The sequence below is a fragment of the Myroides sp. TSA_177.3 genome (assembly GCF_052691955.1).
Genome location: NZ_JBQZGD010000006.1, coordinates 17759 through 31849, shown reverse-complemented (window position 1 = coordinate 31849; position 14091 = coordinate 17759). Strand labels below are relative to the sequence as shown.

Below are 14091 nucleotides of genomic sequence, written 5' to 3'. Positions count from 1 at the left end.
AGTTACTGTTCTTGTTTGTATTGCATCGAATCAAAAACTTTTTCAGTAATCTCATCTGCATATTGATCTTCTGTATGGTGGAATACCCATACTTGATTTAAAACGGTTTTACTTTCGTGTGTTAATACACAGGTAAAAGCTATTTTTTGATTTTTTCCTTTGTCTAATTTCAACGTGAAATCCCCTTTGGCTTTTAATCCTGTTAAGCCCGAAGCATTCTCGAATTTCTCGTGAGATAATTCAATATTATCCACGTCGTAATTCTTGATGATTAACTTCAACGAATGATCGATAATTTCTTCTTCCGTGTATTTGAAATCTTTACCTGTTTGTATTGTACTCAGGGTGATGTAAATAGGATCACCTAATTCACCACTTTTGAATTGCTGTATATTGTCTATCCCATCAATTCCACTATCGCCAACTGTTGGGTCATTCTTTCTTACCAATACATCTGGTGTACTCACTGTTAGTCCCACACCACTTCCATATGTACTGTTAATCCATTCTTGTTGAAGGAGACGCTTAGAAGAGTTGAACGTAAATAAGCTCAGATTCTGTTCTGAAGTAATATTGATGACATAAACAATACCAATACACAAGATTAATACCGCTGAGATTGCGGTTGGAATTCCAAAACGCACTCTCTTTCTCTTTCTTTTTCGCTCTTCTCTCAATCGAATGCGTTCAGTTTGAGTAGCAGCAGAGATTGGATAAGCCGTGTTAATCTCATTAATGATATTCTGTGTTTTAGACGTATCTGCAACAATTTCATTATCTGCAGGTTGTGATTTAGCAAACTTTACTAAGTCAGCCGTATCCAAGACACGCTTAAATTCTTTGATAATTTTAGGATCAATTTTGACATCCTTATCGCGTAACGTATTCTTTAAAATAGATACTGTTTCAAAAGTGGTTAACTCACGAGCAGAAATACCAAAGGTATCTTCAATAAAGGCACGCGCAATATCCGTCATCTCAGAATAATACGGTTTTGCATCTCCACGTGTCCAATTCTGTTTCTCTTCCAATTGCTTAAGCTTGGTTACTGCTTTTTCAAAAGGAGTACTGTACTTATCGTCTTCTGTAAGATTTTTATCTTGTAGTTTTTTAATAATAAAGTAAATAACAACTCCAATTACGATCGCTAAAAGAAGAAAAGCAAGGTAATACCAGCTCGTAGAAGGAGCTGCTCCTGCTTTTGAAATAGACTTAATATCGTATAAAGGTGTTTTTAAAGTATCTACAGCAACATTTTGAACGTTGATGCGAATAGAATCTGTCTTAAATAACTTGGCATCAATGATAACTGGTAATTCAGGAATGGTAAAATTCCCTTCATCGAATTGCGTTAATTCATAGATTTTAATTAACTCAATGAAGTTGTCTTTCTTAATCGTATCAACAGGATAGGAATCTAAGATTTCTAAAGGTCCTAATGTTTCCGATTCGGGAAATAATACTTTACTATCTTTAGATGTAATAGCGCGAATGCTATATTTTATAGGTTCCCCAATTTTAATATTGGTGGTATCTACCTTTGTTTCAAGAGGTAACTGAGCTAACATCAACTGAGATGATAACAAAAGAATAAGTACGCCTAAAAGATTGTATTTTGTTCTATTCAGTGTCATTTTATCTAGCTTTGAAATACCCTAATAATTTTTTTACATAACTCTCATCTACACGCATGTTGATTACACCTGCACCACATTTTTGAAAGGTCTTCTTGAACTGATCTTCTTGTTTTAAAAAATGGGCGGTATATTGATTTCTAACCTCTTTGCTTCCTGTGTTGACTATGATTTCTTGTCCTGTTTCTGCATCATAAGCATTAATCATCCCTACATTAGGTAGTTCTTTTTCTCGCTCATCGTAAATACGTATTCCTGTGATATCGTGCTTTTTAGCTGATATCTTTAAGGTGCTTTCATAAGGAGGTGTAACAAAGTCAGATAGGATAAAAACAATGGCTTTTTTCTTGATTACTTTCGATAAGTAAGCGAGGGCTAAAGCAACATCGGTTTGTTGACTCTTGGGCTTGAAATCAATCAATTCACGTATAATGCGCAATACATGCATTTTTCCTTTTTTAGGAGGAACGAATAATTCAATTTGGTCCGAAAATAAAATAAGTCCAATCTTATCGTTGTTTTGCGTAGCAGAAAACGCTAAAGTTGCGGCTATTTCTGTGATGATATCTTGTTTGAATGCATCGGTTGACCCGAAGTTTTCAGATGCACTGATATCTACCATAAGCATTAAGGTAAGTTCTCTTTCTTCTTCAAAAACTTTGATATAAGGCTCATTGTAACGTGCAGTGACGTTCCAATCAATGGCACGAACATCATCGCCAAATTGATACGGACGCACTTCAGAAAAAGTCATACCACGCCCTTTAAAGGAAGTGTGGTATTCCCCAGAAAAAATATGATCACTTAAACGCTTGGTTTTGATCTCAATTTTTTTGACCTTTTTTAAAATCTCTTTGGTTTCCATTGTAAAAGAATTATTCAAAATAACTATTCCTTAAATGAGCGGAATAATCGTGAAATAAATAGTTGTAATCCACAGTGTTTAACTACTATGGCACTTCTATTTCGTTTACAATTTGATTGATGATATCAACAGAAGTGATACTTTCTGCTTCTGCTTCATAAGTAACTCCAATACGGTGGCGCAATACGTCGATGACTACGGCACGTACATCTTCTGGAATTACATATCCTCTTCGTTTGATAAAAGCATAACATTTAGCAGCAGTGGCTAAGTTGATACTACCACGAGGTGATGCTCCAAAACTAATGAGTGGTTTTAATTTCTCTAATTTGAATTGTTCTGGGTATCTCGTAGCAAAGATGATATCTAAGATATACTTTTCAATTTTTTCATCCATGTAAACCTTTTTAACGGCTTCTTGTGCACGTTTGATTTGATCCAAGGTTACTACTGGATTTATCGTTTGTTTTTCACCAGCTAAATTTTGGCGAATAACTAAGCGTTCTTCTTCTAATTTTGGATAGTCAATGACTGTTTTCAACATGAAACGGTCCATTTGCGCTTCCGGTAATGGGTAAGTCCCTTCTTGCTCTACCGGGTTTTGAGTTGCCATAACTAAGAAAGGCTTGTCTAACGGATAAGTCGTATCACTAATCGTTACTTGCTTTTCTTGCATCGCCTCTAAAAGAGCAGATTGTACTTTTGCAGGAGCACGGTTAATCTCATCCGCTAAGATAAAGTTAGCGAAAACGGGTCCTTTGCGGATCGTAAAATCATTTTCTTTTACGTTGTAAATCATCGTACCGATTACGTCGGCAGGCAATAAATCTGGCGTAAACTGAATTCTGTTGAAGCTACCGTGTACAGCTTTTGATAATGTATTAATCGCGAGTGTTTTTGCTAATCCAGGTACTCCTTCTAGTAAGATGTGCCCTTGTCCTAGTAATCCAATTAACAATCGATCAATCATGTGCTTTTGTCCAACAATAGCCTTGTTCATTTCCATTGTTAAGATATCAATAAAAGCACTTTCTCTTTCTATAAGTTCATTTAATTCTCGAATATCGTAATTTGATCCTGGTGTTTCCATAATAAAAGTTTTGTCTGAAAATAACGCTCATTTAATTATTCATGCAAATTCAAAAAATATTCTCTATTAAGTTGTTAATAGATGGTTAAATCTAAAGTGGCCGTTCAACATTTGGGCATGATTTATGGGTTTCTTTTTATAAATTTAAGAACAAAAAATAATTTGCTATGATTAATAAGCGATTACTTATTAAAAATCTATTGGCCCAATATGATGAGAATAGTTTCTATGATAAGAAACGGCAGCTAAATTTACATACCAAATCGGGGAAAGCAAAATTTTTAAAACATATTTGTGCCTTATCTAATTCAAATCCTCAAAATAACTCATTTATCATTGTAGGAGTAGACGACGATAATAACGAATTAGTTGGTGTAGATTTTTATGATGATAGTAAGATTCAAAATCTAGTAAATGCCTATTTTGCCAATCCACCGAGTATTACGTATGACAATGTTACTTTTACGGATCTTACTGATGATAAGGTGATTGGGTTGGTAACCATTGCGCCAAATTCCGATTTGACCACTTTCAAACGGCCTATAGGTGAGATTCAAGCCGGCTCTTATTTTTCCCGTGTTGGGAGTACATCCGTACCCAATGGAGCACTCGTTTACAACGGAAATCAAAGTCATGTAGAGAGCATTGAAAAAAGTTCTCAAAACAATTTAAATCACGTATTGGAGAGTGTTGTGCGTTATATGACGCAATCTTCTAAGGATATTCACGCTAATTATAGCGTATTTAAAGAGCAATTTGTGATCTGTTGGATCGGAAAGAAGATGAATATTCGCGGTATTCCGTTCTATTCGCGTATGGATATTGAATTTGTCAACGAACAAATTAAGTTGTTCTACTCTTCTTTAGATGTGGTGACCTTATTTTATGATACCGAATCATTTGTGTTGACGGAATATTTGAATCTTGGGTTAAATGACGGAACAAGTTATTATCCCTTTGAAGAAGTACGCTTAAATTTTTACGACAACGGTAGCTATGCCCTCGAGAGTAAGATGCTTTTTGAGCCTCCTAAGTACAATGAGAATATTCTGGAGCACATTTATAGAAACAGCTTAAAGGTTATTCAAAAATTAAAAACGGGAGAGCGGTTAACGAATAAGGAAGAACGCGTACTGAGTAAATTGTGTTACAATATGATGTTGTGTTACCTCAATGGTTTTGAGCAAGCGAAAGAAGAACTGATTGAGGTTAAAGATTATTTAAAATTCGCCAATGACCCCCAGTTGTTTACAGGCTTTAAGCAAGTTATGCGTATCTTGCGAAAACTGAAATACGAAACTGAAAGTTATGAGTAGAACATTGGTTATAGGAGATATACATGGAGGATTTAAAGGTTTGAAACAACTTTTTGAACGAGCCCAAATAACACCAACCGATCAATTGATTTTTTTAGGCGACTATGTAGATGGATGGAGTGAGCCCCATTTGGTCGTTGAATTTTTATTAGCCCTAGAACAAACGCATTCTTGTGTGTTTTTAAGAGGAAACCACGAGAGTCTTTTAGTAAAATGGATGCTGACAAAGCAAGAAAATCCACAGTGGTTTAGGAATGGGGGAGATGCTTCTGTGTTGGCTTATCGTCAGCTACCTGAAGAACAGTTTGCCCGACATTTAGCTTTTTTTCAGCGTTTGCAAAATTACTATATCGACGCGAAAAATCGATTGTTTGTACATGCTGGATTTACCAATCCAAGAGGAATAGAAGCAGAGTTCTTTGAAGAGTACCTGTATTGGGATCGTACCTTATGGGAAATGGTGATGGCCATGGACCCAAACTTAGATGCATCTAGTCCGTTATATCCTAAACGCTTGAAGTTTCATGAGGAGATTTATATAGGGCATACCCCTGTAACACATTTTGGCTTTGATGTACCAGTTAATTTCGCGAATGTTTGGAATATAGATACAGGAGCTGCTTTCTTAGGAAAAATAAGCGCCATGGATATTGAGACAAAAGAATACTGGCAAAGTGATGTTGTAGCTGATTTATATCCAACAGAAGAGGGAAGAAATCATTAATAATGGTAAAAAATTATATATTTGTAGGCAAAGTTTAGAACAAATGAAAAAAATAATCGCAACTGCTTTTTTAATCGGTGGAATATTAGGCGCCAAAGCACAAGCTGTGAATGAGGTTAAGGTAAATATTCTTAATGCCATTGCAGTGCCTTCAATTGAATTGGGTTATGAGCATTTTATTGACCATAATCAATCTGTTGGATTAGATGTGCATTTTATGGATCGCTTTTCGTACTATCACGAAAGTAAAAGCAAAGACCAAAAGTTTAATACAACGAGTTTAGCTTTAAACTATAAATTCTATTTTGGAGGTAAAAATGATGCCAACGGAAGTGGGTATTCTGTTTCTCCTTTTATCAAGTACCGTTTTGGTAACTTTAAAGAAGATAGATTTAATGCAGAAATTGATGGATTAGAGCGTGTAAAAACGGATATGAATAGCTTTATTCTAGGTCTCGGGGTTGGATATAAATGGACGATGGGAGATTCTTTCGCTATTGAACCTTTTGCAAATATTGCTCGAAACTTTAGTAGTGAAGTAAATGATCGTTTCTCTGCTATCGAATTCAATGCAGGAGTTATGATTGGTTACCGCTTTTAATCAAAAAGAGATAAAAACAAAAAAGACGTCTATTAGACGTCTTTTTTTATGGTTGTATTCGATTAAAAATCAAATTTAATACCTTGTGCTAATGGAAGTTGACTTCCGTAGTTAATTGTGTTTGTTTGTCTTCTCATGTAAGCTTTCCAAGCATCAGATCCAGACTCACGTCCTCCACCTGTTTCTTTTTCACCTCCAAAAGCTCCACCAATTTCAGCACCTGAAGTACCGATATTAACGTTAGCAATTCCACAATCAGAACCTGCATGTGAAAGGAATAATTCCATTTCGCGCATATTGTTTGTGAAGATTGATGATGATAATCCTTGAGGAACACCATTTTGCATTGCAATAGCTTCTTCAATGTTGCTGTATTTCATTACGTATAAAATTGGTGCAAACGTTTCTGCTTGAACAATTTCAAATTCGTTTTTAGCTTCAATGATACATGGTTTTACATAACAACCACTTTCATATCCTGCTCCTTCTACAACACCACCTTCAACGATGATTTTTCCACCTTCTTGTTTTGCTTTTTCAATAGCATTCAAGTAATCTTGAACAGCTCCTTTGTCAATTAGTGGTCCAACGTGATTTGCTGCGTCTAATGGGTTTCCAATTTTCAACTGTGCATACGCACTTTGTAGTACTTGGATTGTTTTATCATAAACGCTTTCGTGGATAATTAAACGACGTGTTGATGTACAACGTTGTCCTGCTGTTCCAACTGCTCCGAATACTGCTCCAACTAATACCATGTTGATATCAGCATGCTCAGAAACGATGATTGCGTTGTTTCCTCCTAATTCTAAAATAGTGTTTCCAAAACGCTCAGCAACTGTTTTTGATACGTGACGACCAATACGAGTTGATCCTGTGAAAGATACTAATGGAATTCTGTGGTCATTGTTCATTAAATCTCCACATTCGTTTCCAACTACTAAGTTACATACTCCTTCTTGGATGTCGTTTGCTTTGAATACTTTTGCGATAATATTTTGACAAGCAACTGCACACAAAGGTGTTTTTGAACTTGGTTTCCATACACAAACGTCTCCACAAACCCAAGCAATCATTGTATTCCAGCTCCAAACAGCCACTGGGAAGTTGAAAGCAGAAATAACACCTACAATTCCGATTGGATGCCATTGCTCATACATTCTGTGCATTGGTCTTTCTGAGTGCATAGTTAAACCGTATAATTGACGAGATAATCCTACTGCGAAATCACAGATGTCAATCATTTCTTGAACTTCACCTAAACCTTCTTGTAAACTTTTACCCATTTCATAAGAAACAAGTTTTCCAAGGTGTTCTTTATTGGCGCGTAATTCTTCTCCGATTTGACGAACGATATCTCCTCTTTTCGGTGCAGGAACTAATTTCCAAGATTCGTAAGCCTCTTGTGCTGTTTGCATTACTTTTTCGTAATCTTCAGCTGTTGTAGCTTTTACTTTTCCTATTAATTCACCATTTACAGGTGAGTATGATTCGATAATTCTTCCGTTAGAAAATGAGTTCAAACCTGTTGAAGTACCATTGTTTACTTCCTCAAGTCCTAAATGCTTCATCGCATCCAAAATTCCAAATTGGTCATTTGTTGTTGCCATTATTCTTCTTTTATAGTTTATAAGATAGTTCTTTGCTAAGATATAAAAATAATTTTAGCTAAGAGGTGTTAATAAAAACACTTCATTTTGCTATATTATTAAGTTGTTGTCAATTATTTGGAATAAAAGCAACGTTTATTTTGTGCTAATTGTAAAATTCTAATTAGGTTGTTAGTCAGAAGCTTTAGATTGCTTTGAAACAAAAAAATACGGTGTGTTTTCGCCTGTTTGAGGGAGATTATGGAACTGCATCCATCACGCAATTACAGTGCGAGCAGGTTCTCAATTCCTCGGATTGGTAAAAATGCTTAAAATGAGGAAGGAAATCCGTTTCGATGTCCGTCAATTCGAAATAAACTTCATGTAATTTCTCGTTGCAGTTTTCACAATACCAAATCAAACCATCTTTTGCATGGGCTTCTTTTCGCTTTGTTTCTACAACTAAGCCTACAGAATTAGCTGTGCGAATAGGGGCATGAGGCATTTTAGCTGGTAGGAGATAGATGTCTCCAGGGTTAAGTGTAATACGTTTACGCTGCCCATCTTCTTGGATATCAATATAGATTGTTCCTTCTAATTGAAAGAAAAATTCTTCATTCTCGTTGTAGTGAAAGTCTTTGCGATTATTAGGACCTCCAACAACCATAATGATATAATCTTTCGAATCGACAAAAAGATTCTTATTTGATACAGGTGGTTTCAGTAGGTCTTTATTTTCATTCACCCACTGTAAAAGATTAAAGGCTACGGCATTACTCATAGGATAAAAATGCGTTTAGTTACTTCTACTCAACCAATTTTGAGGGTTATCAATATTGGAGTTGTGCGAAAGTAAGAATTTTAAAACAGTTTTTCCAGCGCTGTTTGTGTTAATTGTTCCGATAGTTTGCTTTAAACTTACTTTATCGCCTTTTTGAACGGTAACATCACGTAGATTTTGATATACGGTAATATAATCTCCATGCTGAATTAACACGGCTTTATTTCCTCCAGATAAAACTTGTACTTGTAATACTTCTCCTTCAAAAATAGCCCTTGCTTTAGCATTGGATTCTGTGGTAATCTCCACTCCACTGTTGTGGACAGTTAAGTGTGTTTGTACCGGGTGTGGCTGATCTCCATAAGGTAGAGATACATAACCTTTCTCCACTGGCCATGGTAATTTTCCACGGTTGGCTTTGAAATTATCAGCTACTAATTTTCCTTCTGGTGTTAGTTCAAAAGTAGCCGCAGCAGAACTAGTTGCTGTTGATTTAGTTGTGGTTTTACCCGCTTTTGCAGCTGCTTCTCGGGCTTTTCTATTTGCTTCTTCAATGGCCTCGCGAATCAATTGCTGTATTTTGCGATCAATTGCTTTGGTTTCATCTTGTTTTTTCTTGATTTGCTCGTTGAACTTTTTCTGATCCTTCTTCACAATAGATACAAGTTCTTGTTGTGCCGTTAAATCTTGTTTTAAGTTCTTTTCGTTCGCTTCTTGTTCTGCTAAAAGCTTGCGTTGTTTTTCTTTTTCAACTTCAAGTTTAGCCAAAGCTTCATTAAGCAATATTGTTTTTTCTTTCAGTTCTTCTCCCTGTTGTTTTCTGAAATCAGCATATTGCTTTAAATATTGTACGCGTTTATAAGCCTGAAAGAAGTTTTCAGAAGAGAGAATAAACATCATTTTGCTCTGATTGGATCTACTCTTGTACGCTTTTACAATTGTTTTGGCATAATCTTGCTTAAGCTGATCTAATTCTTTAGCTAAAGCATTCGCCTCTTTTTGATTTTTAGCAATATTGTTTGTGGTGATATTAATCTGCTTGCGAACATTGCTGATTAACTGTCTGTTCAGGGTGACTTTACGGTTAATTTCGTCAATCTCAGCTAAAATATTGCGTTCTTTGGTTTGCTCCTTGTGTAGTAACTGCTGTACAGACTTGATCTCAATCACAATCTGTTGCTTTCTGCGTTCTAACTGTTCTTGTGTCTCTTTTTGTTGAGCACACAAAGGCAATGCCATTAAAATGAACAATATAGAGCAGTAGGTTTTTTTCATAGCGGTGTACTTCTTAAGCCATACAATATTACGGAATTTTTACAAATTAATGAGTTTGTACCCCTTAGGAACTGCATAATTAATTTGTAAATCTTCGTTAAACGAAACTTTTCTGTAACGAATATCCAAATTTATGGTTTTTTCTTCTTCCGCTAGAATATTTATTTCTGTTGGGACAATAAAGTTTTTTACTTTTTGATAACCTGGATACGAGATAGTTACTTTTCGATTGGAGTTGCGTTCTGTAATCGCTTCTTTTTTCAAAAGTGTATTTTCATCTTCGAAAAAGTAAGTAGATTGTAGTTCTTCTTGTTCAGGTGAACTTACTTTGTGTAACCCATCTTCAATACTAGCCACATATTCTCCGCTATTTTGACTGTCTAAGACTTGGCCTAATAACAGGTTTTGAAAGCGGTTGAAGTTTACATCAGCACCTATGAATTTGGTTAAAACATCATATCCACCTTGAAAAGCATTTTCATGGAATTTTTCATAGTATTGGATGCCGTCAGGTGTGATTAATGCTTTACTAACGAGGATGTCCGAATAGCGGATATTGAGTTGGATCTGTTTGTCTTTTTCAATTAAAACCTCAAGCCCAATTTTGTAGTTCTCTTCTTCCGTTTTATACTGTGCTGTTCCTTTTAGGGTAACGGTTTCGAAATTCTGTGCATTTTTAGCGTGATCATTCAAAATGACCAATGCCGTTTTTGATTTTGTTGCATCTGATTCTCGCAATAAAAACCCTTCTCCTCCTTTTTTACAGCTGATAAATAATAAACTTGTAAGGCATAGGAACGCAATCTTTTTCATAGTTTTTGTAGCTAAATGGTTTAGTACATCGAATATAGATAAAAAAAATCCGTTTTAAAGAAATTTAAAACGGATTTAATAGTATTTTAGTCTAAAACAGAATAATCACCAATACTGATATTGGTATGATTTCCGTTGTATTTGGCGTGATTTCCAATCATAGCATTGTCCAAATTAGCATTTGCAATAAAAGCGTGTGTTTGAATTAAACTATTTTTAATCGTAGCATTTTCTACTTTAGAATGATCACCTAATGATACATTTGGACCAATTGTTGCATTTTTTAGTACGACGTTATCTCCAATATAACAAGGAGGGATAATGGTACTGTTTTCTAGTTGAACAGATGATGAAACATAGTTGCTGTTTTCTGCTTCTAAGAAGGTTAACATGCGATTGTTGGTATCAACCGTAACATCTTTGTTTCCGCAGTCCATCCATTCATCCACTTGTCCTGGAACAAAACGCATCCCTTTTTGTTTCATATTTTCTAATGCATCTGTCAGTTGGTATTCTCCACCTTTAATGATGTTATTATCCAATAAGAATTCTAATTCTTTGCGCAATGTTTCTCCACTTTTGAAAAAGTAGATTCCAATAATCGCTAAGTCTGAGACAAAAGTGGCTGGTTTTTCCACAAAATCGACAATTTCATTTTTGTCATTAAGTTGAACCACACCAAATGCACTTGGGTCTTCTACTTGTTTCACCCAGATTACGCTATCTGCAGTTTTGTCTAAATTGAAATCTGCACGGAATAACGTATCAGCATAAGCTACTACGATAGGACCAGACATACTTTCTTTCGCACACAAAATAGCATGTGCCGTTCCTAAAGCTTCATTCTGATAACAAATCGTTCCTTTTGCTCCTAACTTTTCAGCAATAGCAATCAGGTCTTTTTCTGTTTGTTTACCGAAGCTTTCGTGAATAATAAATGCGATTTCTTCAATTTTGTCATTTAAAACCTTGGCAATATCCTCCACCAATCGATGTACAATTGGCTTTCCTGCAATTGGAATTAAAGGTTTGGGTGTAGTAAGGGTATGCGGGCGTAAACGCGATCCACGTCCAGCCATAGGTACAATGATTTTCATTTTGTAGCTTATTTATTTTTCGTTTTTATTTCGTTCCTGTGCTTCCAAATCCTCCCGCACCACGCGTGGTCTCTGAAAGTGCATCTGCATCTTCCCATTGGATTTGTTCATATTTTGCAATCACCATTTGAGCGATGCGCTCTCCATTTTCAACAACAAAAGGCTCTTTCGATAGATTGACTAAAATAATTCCAATCTCTCCTCTATAATCTGCATCAATAGTACCTGGTGAATTCAATAAGGTAATTCCTTTTTTAGCTGCTAAACCACTTCTTGGTCTGATTTGCGCTTCATATCCTTCAGGTAATTCGATAAATAATCCAGTAGGTACAATCGCTCTTTCTAAACTGTTTAATGTAATAGGCGCAGTAAGATTGGCTCTTAAGTCCATTCCAGCAGATTGCGTTGTTTCATAATGAGGCAAAGCATGCTGAGATTTATTTATAATTTTTACAGATGTCATACAGAATAATATTAAAATACAGCGACAAATATAAAGGTTTGTTCCGACAATTAAATAATTGAGGTTTAGTTTTCCTATGTAGTTTTTTGAAAGAGCAAGTACAAGGAGCATTGTGAATGAAATTCAAAAAAGAAAGATCAACCCGTTTAATTTTGTACTTTCGTATTTCGTATCTTATGTTAGAAAATAGAAAAATATTTACCCTACACGCTATCCTAAATCGCGTTCAGCAAGTTTTTGATGAACTTATGCTGGGGAAATACTTTTGGGTTAAAGTAGAGGTACTCAAAGTGAATAAAGATCGTCGCGGACACTACTATTTAGAATTAGTGGAGCAGGTAGATAATCAGGTTTTGGCACGATGTCGAGCTACGATTTGGCAGCGCAATGTGGAACGCTGCGTGATTGATGGAGGGGAAGAATTAGATAAGGTTGTCAAAGAAGGTGCTGAGATCTTATGTTATGGTGAGGCTATATTCCATCCTGTATATGGTTTTTCCTTACATGTTATTCACGTAGATTATGCTTTTAGTTTAGGAGAGATTGAACGCAAAAAGCAAATGGCCTTGATGCAATTACAGCAAAAGGGATTGCTTCAGCTCAATAAGAATCAATCGCATCCGTTGGTCCTTCAAAATATTGCCGTTGTAGGTTCTATTGGAACATCGGGATATGAGGATTTTGTGCAGCATTTGATACAGAATCCCTATCATTTTGCTTTTAACTTGACATATTTTGATACACAGGTACAGGGGGAAGAAGCAAGTACCAATATCATCAAACAGTTGGAGGTTGTTGCACAAGGAGTATTTGATGTTGTGGTTTTGATTCGAGGTGGAGGATCGAAATTTGATTTGGATGTCTTTAATGCCATAGGTGTAGCAGAGCAAATTGCACAAATGCCTCAAGCCGTTTTCACGGGAATTGGCCATGAAACAGATAGTACAGTGGCTGATTATGTTGCCCATACTTATTTTAAAACCCCAAGTGCCGTGGCCGCCTTTATCATTGAAAGAGCACTTCAGTTTCAGGTATTCTTAGAGCAGATGGAACAGGGAATAAGAGAAAATGCAAAAAGAGTTGTAACCTACTACCAAACAGCACTTCAGCAAGTAGAGGAAAGAGTAACGAATTTAAGTACTTCTCATTTGATGGAAGAAGAAGCTAAATTAACGCAACAATCTACAGCCTTGGGGTATTTGGTAAAACAGTTGACCCAAGTAGCTAAGAGTGATTTGAGATGGAAGGAACAAGCCATAGCCGTTGAAACTACGACCCTATTAAAGAAGAGAAACAATGTTTTATATGATCACGTTGCACGATTGAGTTTGTGGGGGAAACAAAAAGTAGCTTTGGAACAGCAGCAGCTTCACCTTTTACAGGAGATGATAACGACTCAAGTGCGACATCCCTTAACGCGAGTGAATCTTCAATTGACGCAAACGACAGCTTTATTGTCTTTATATGATATAGAGCATCTATTGAAGAGAGGATTTGCTATAATCCGACATCAAGGGATGGTAGTGACGGAACAGACCGTCTTACAGCAAGGAGATGAATTAGAATTGACCTTATATAACAAACAATATAAAATTACGCTAGCAAGCATAGAAGAAGTAACAGCATGGAAAAACTTACATATGAAAAAGCCGCAGCAGAATTAGATCAGATTCTTACGGCATTAAAAAACGATGAAGTTACAGTAGATGAATTAGCTGAAAAAGTAGAACGCGCTTCTCAGTTGATTGTTTTTTGTAAGAAAAAACTTACATCAACAGAAGAGAAGATAGAGAAAATAATCAATAAGTTAGACCAATAGTTGCAAGCAAAGTGATTGCAACTA

At 35.9% G+C, this 14091-nt stretch carries 14 protein-coding genes; 5 read left to right on the top strand and 9 right to left on the bottom strand.

The genetic code is table 11. The features are described 5' to 3' along the window. Positions 1–2 precede the first annotated feature (2 nt). From ACUTSE_RS07745 to ACUTSE_RS07735, 3 genes are all read right to left on the bottom strand, one after another. Positions 3–1634 carry a BatD family protein gene (locus tag ACUTSE_RS07745; protein ID WP_445639788.1) on the bottom strand — a complete coding sequence of 544 codons (1632 nt, stop codon included), beginning with the start codon at positions 1632–1634 and terminating at the stop codon, positions 3–5. 1 nt (position 1635) lies between these two features. Beyond that, the gene (locus tag ACUTSE_RS07740) at positions 1636–2499 is read right to left on the bottom strand and encodes a DUF58 domain-containing protein (RefSeq protein ID WP_002988345.1); all 864 of its coding nucleotides are present in this window, start codon (positions 2497–2499) and stop codon (positions 1636–1638) included. A gap of 85 nt (positions 2500–2584) precedes the next feature. Then, a complete protein-coding gene (locus ACUTSE_RS07735) occupies positions 2585–3589 on the bottom strand; it encodes an AAA family ATPase (RefSeq protein WP_002988342.1) in 1005 nt (334 codons plus the stop codon). A gap of 167 nt (positions 3590–3756) precedes the next feature. Here ACUTSE_RS07735 and ACUTSE_RS07730 point away from each other — a divergent pair, with 167 nt between their 5' ends. The 3 genes from ACUTSE_RS07730 to ACUTSE_RS07720 are packed head-to-tail and all read left to right on the top strand — an operon-like array spanning position 3757 to position 6230. Next, on the top strand, positions 3757–4905 hold the full coding sequence (locus ACUTSE_RS07730) for a DUF5929 domain-containing protein (RefSeq protein ID WP_445639787.1): 1149 nt from the start codon (positions 3757–3759) through the stop codon (positions 4903–4905). Next, on the top strand, positions 4898–5629 hold the full coding sequence (locus ACUTSE_RS07725; protein WP_445639786.1) for a metallophosphoesterase family protein: 732 nt from the start codon (positions 4898–4900) through the stop codon (positions 5627–5629). Before ACUTSE_RS07730 ends, ACUTSE_RS07725 begins: the two co-directional genes overlap by 8 nt. A gap of 43 nt (positions 5630–5672) precedes the next feature. Next, the gene (locus ACUTSE_RS07720) at positions 5673–6230 is read left to right on the top strand and encodes a DUF3575 domain-containing protein (RefSeq protein WP_445639785.1); all 558 of its coding nucleotides are present in this window, start codon (positions 5673–5675) and stop codon (positions 6228–6230) included. A 62-nt stretch (positions 6231–6292) separates the two neighbouring features. Here the strand turns inward: ACUTSE_RS07720 and amaB are convergent, their stop codons facing one another. From amaB to dut, 6 genes are all read right to left on the bottom strand, one after another. Further along, on the bottom strand, positions 6293–7840 hold the full coding sequence (gene amaB / locus ACUTSE_RS07715; protein WP_445639784.1) for an L-piperidine-6-carboxylate dehydrogenase: 1548 nt from the start codon (positions 7838–7840) through the stop codon (positions 6293–6295). A gap of 238 nt (positions 7841–8078) precedes the next feature. Further along, entirely contained in the window at positions 8079–8600 is a 522-nt protein-coding gene (locus tag ACUTSE_RS07710; protein WP_445639783.1) for a 3-hydroxyanthranilate 3,4-dioxygenase, read from the bottom strand. Between the two features lie 15 nt (positions 8601–8615). Next, the gene (locus tag ACUTSE_RS07705) at positions 8616–9875 is read right to left on the bottom strand and encodes a murein hydrolase activator EnvC family protein (RefSeq protein ID WP_002988325.1); all 1260 of its coding nucleotides are present in this window, start codon (positions 9873–9875) and stop codon (positions 8616–8618) included. 39 nt (positions 9876–9914) lie between these two features. Then, positions 9915–10688: a DUF4292 domain-containing protein gene (locus tag ACUTSE_RS07700; RefSeq protein ID WP_002988321.1), complete on the bottom strand. Its 774-nt coding sequence runs from the start codon at positions 10686–10688 to the stop codon at positions 9915–9917. 86 nt (positions 10689–10774) lie between these two features. Continuing rightward, positions 10775–11785: a sugar phosphate nucleotidyltransferase gene (locus tag ACUTSE_RS07695; RefSeq protein WP_002988318.1), complete on the bottom strand. Its 1011-nt coding sequence runs from the start codon at positions 11783–11785 to the stop codon at positions 10775–10777. A 25-nt stretch (positions 11786–11810) separates the two neighbouring features. After that, positions 11811–12248, bottom strand: coding sequence for a dUTP diphosphatase (dut, locus tag ACUTSE_RS07690; protein ID WP_445639782.1), 438 nt, complete (start codon positions 12246–12248; stop codon positions 11811–11813). A gap of 176 nt (positions 12249–12424) precedes the next feature. Here dut and xseA point away from each other — a divergent pair, with 176 nt between their 5' ends. Both xseA and xseB read left to right on the top strand, forming a co-directional pair. Beyond that, positions 12425–13912 carry an exodeoxyribonuclease VII large subunit gene (xseA, locus tag ACUTSE_RS07685; protein ID WP_445639781.1) on the top strand — a complete coding sequence of 496 codons (1488 nt, stop codon included), beginning with the start codon at positions 12425–12427 and terminating at the stop codon, positions 13910–13912. Beyond that, complete coding sequence (gene xseB, locus ACUTSE_RS07680) at positions 13873–14067, top strand: exodeoxyribonuclease VII small subunit (RefSeq protein ID WP_002988310.1); 195 nt, start codon at positions 13873–13875, stop codon at positions 14065–14067. Before xseA ends, xseB begins: the two co-directional genes overlap by 40 nt. Positions 14068–14091 lie beyond the last annotated feature (24 nt).

What these genes read in the sequence shown, in the direction of transcription:
- ACUTSE_RS07740 (WP_002988345.1), bottom strand. Translation starts at nt 2,499, where the DNA reads ATGGAAACCAAAGAGATTTTAAAAAAGGTCAAAAAAATTGAGATCAAA.
- amaB (WP_445639784.1), bottom strand. Translation starts at nt 7,840, where the DNA reads ATGGCAACAACAAATGACCAATTTGGAATTTTGGATGCGATGAAGCAT.
- xseB (WP_002988310.1), top strand. Translation starts at nt 13,873, where the DNA reads ATGGAAAAACTTACATATGAAAAAGCCGCAGCAGAATTAGATCAGATT.
- ACUTSE_RS07705 (WP_002988325.1), bottom strand. Translation starts at nt 9,875, where the DNA reads ATGAAAAAAACCTACTGCTCTATATTGTTCATTTTAATGGCATTGCCT.
- ACUTSE_RS07725 (WP_445639786.1), top strand. Translation starts at nt 4,898, where the DNA reads ATGAGTAGAACATTGGTTATAGGAGATATACATGGAGGATTTAAAGGT.
- xseA (WP_445639781.1), top strand. Translation starts at nt 12,425, where the DNA reads ATGTTAGAAAATAGAAAAATATTTACCCTACACGCTATCCTAAATCGC.
- ACUTSE_RS07745 (WP_445639788.1), bottom strand. Translation starts at nt 1,634, where the DNA reads ATGACACTGAATAGAACAAAATACAATCTTTTAGGCGTACTTATTCTT.
- ACUTSE_RS07720 (WP_445639785.1), top strand. Translation starts at nt 5,673, where the DNA reads ATGAAAAAAATAATCGCAACTGCTTTTTTAATCGGTGGAATATTAGGC.
- ACUTSE_RS07735 (WP_002988342.1), bottom strand. Translation starts at nt 3,589, where the DNA reads ATGGAAACACCAGGATCAAATTACGATATTCGAGAATTAAATGAACTT.
- ACUTSE_RS07730 (WP_445639787.1), top strand. Translation starts at nt 3,757, where the DNA reads ATGATTAATAAGCGATTACTTATTAAAAATCTATTGGCCCAATATGAT.
- ACUTSE_RS07710 (WP_445639783.1), bottom strand. Translation starts at nt 8,600, where the DNA reads ATGAGTAATGCCGTAGCCTTTAATCTTTTACAGTGGGTGAATGAAAAT.
- dut (WP_445639782.1), bottom strand. Translation starts at nt 12,248, where the DNA reads ATGACATCTGTAAAAATTATAAATAAATCTCAGCATGCTTTGCCTCAT.
- ACUTSE_RS07700 (WP_002988321.1), bottom strand. Translation starts at nt 10,688, where the DNA reads ATGAAAAAGATTGCGTTCCTATGCCTTACAAGTTTATTATTTATCAGC.
- ACUTSE_RS07695 (WP_002988318.1), bottom strand. Translation starts at nt 11,785, where the DNA reads ATGAAAATCATTGTACCTATGGCTGGACGTGGATCGCGTTTACGCCCG.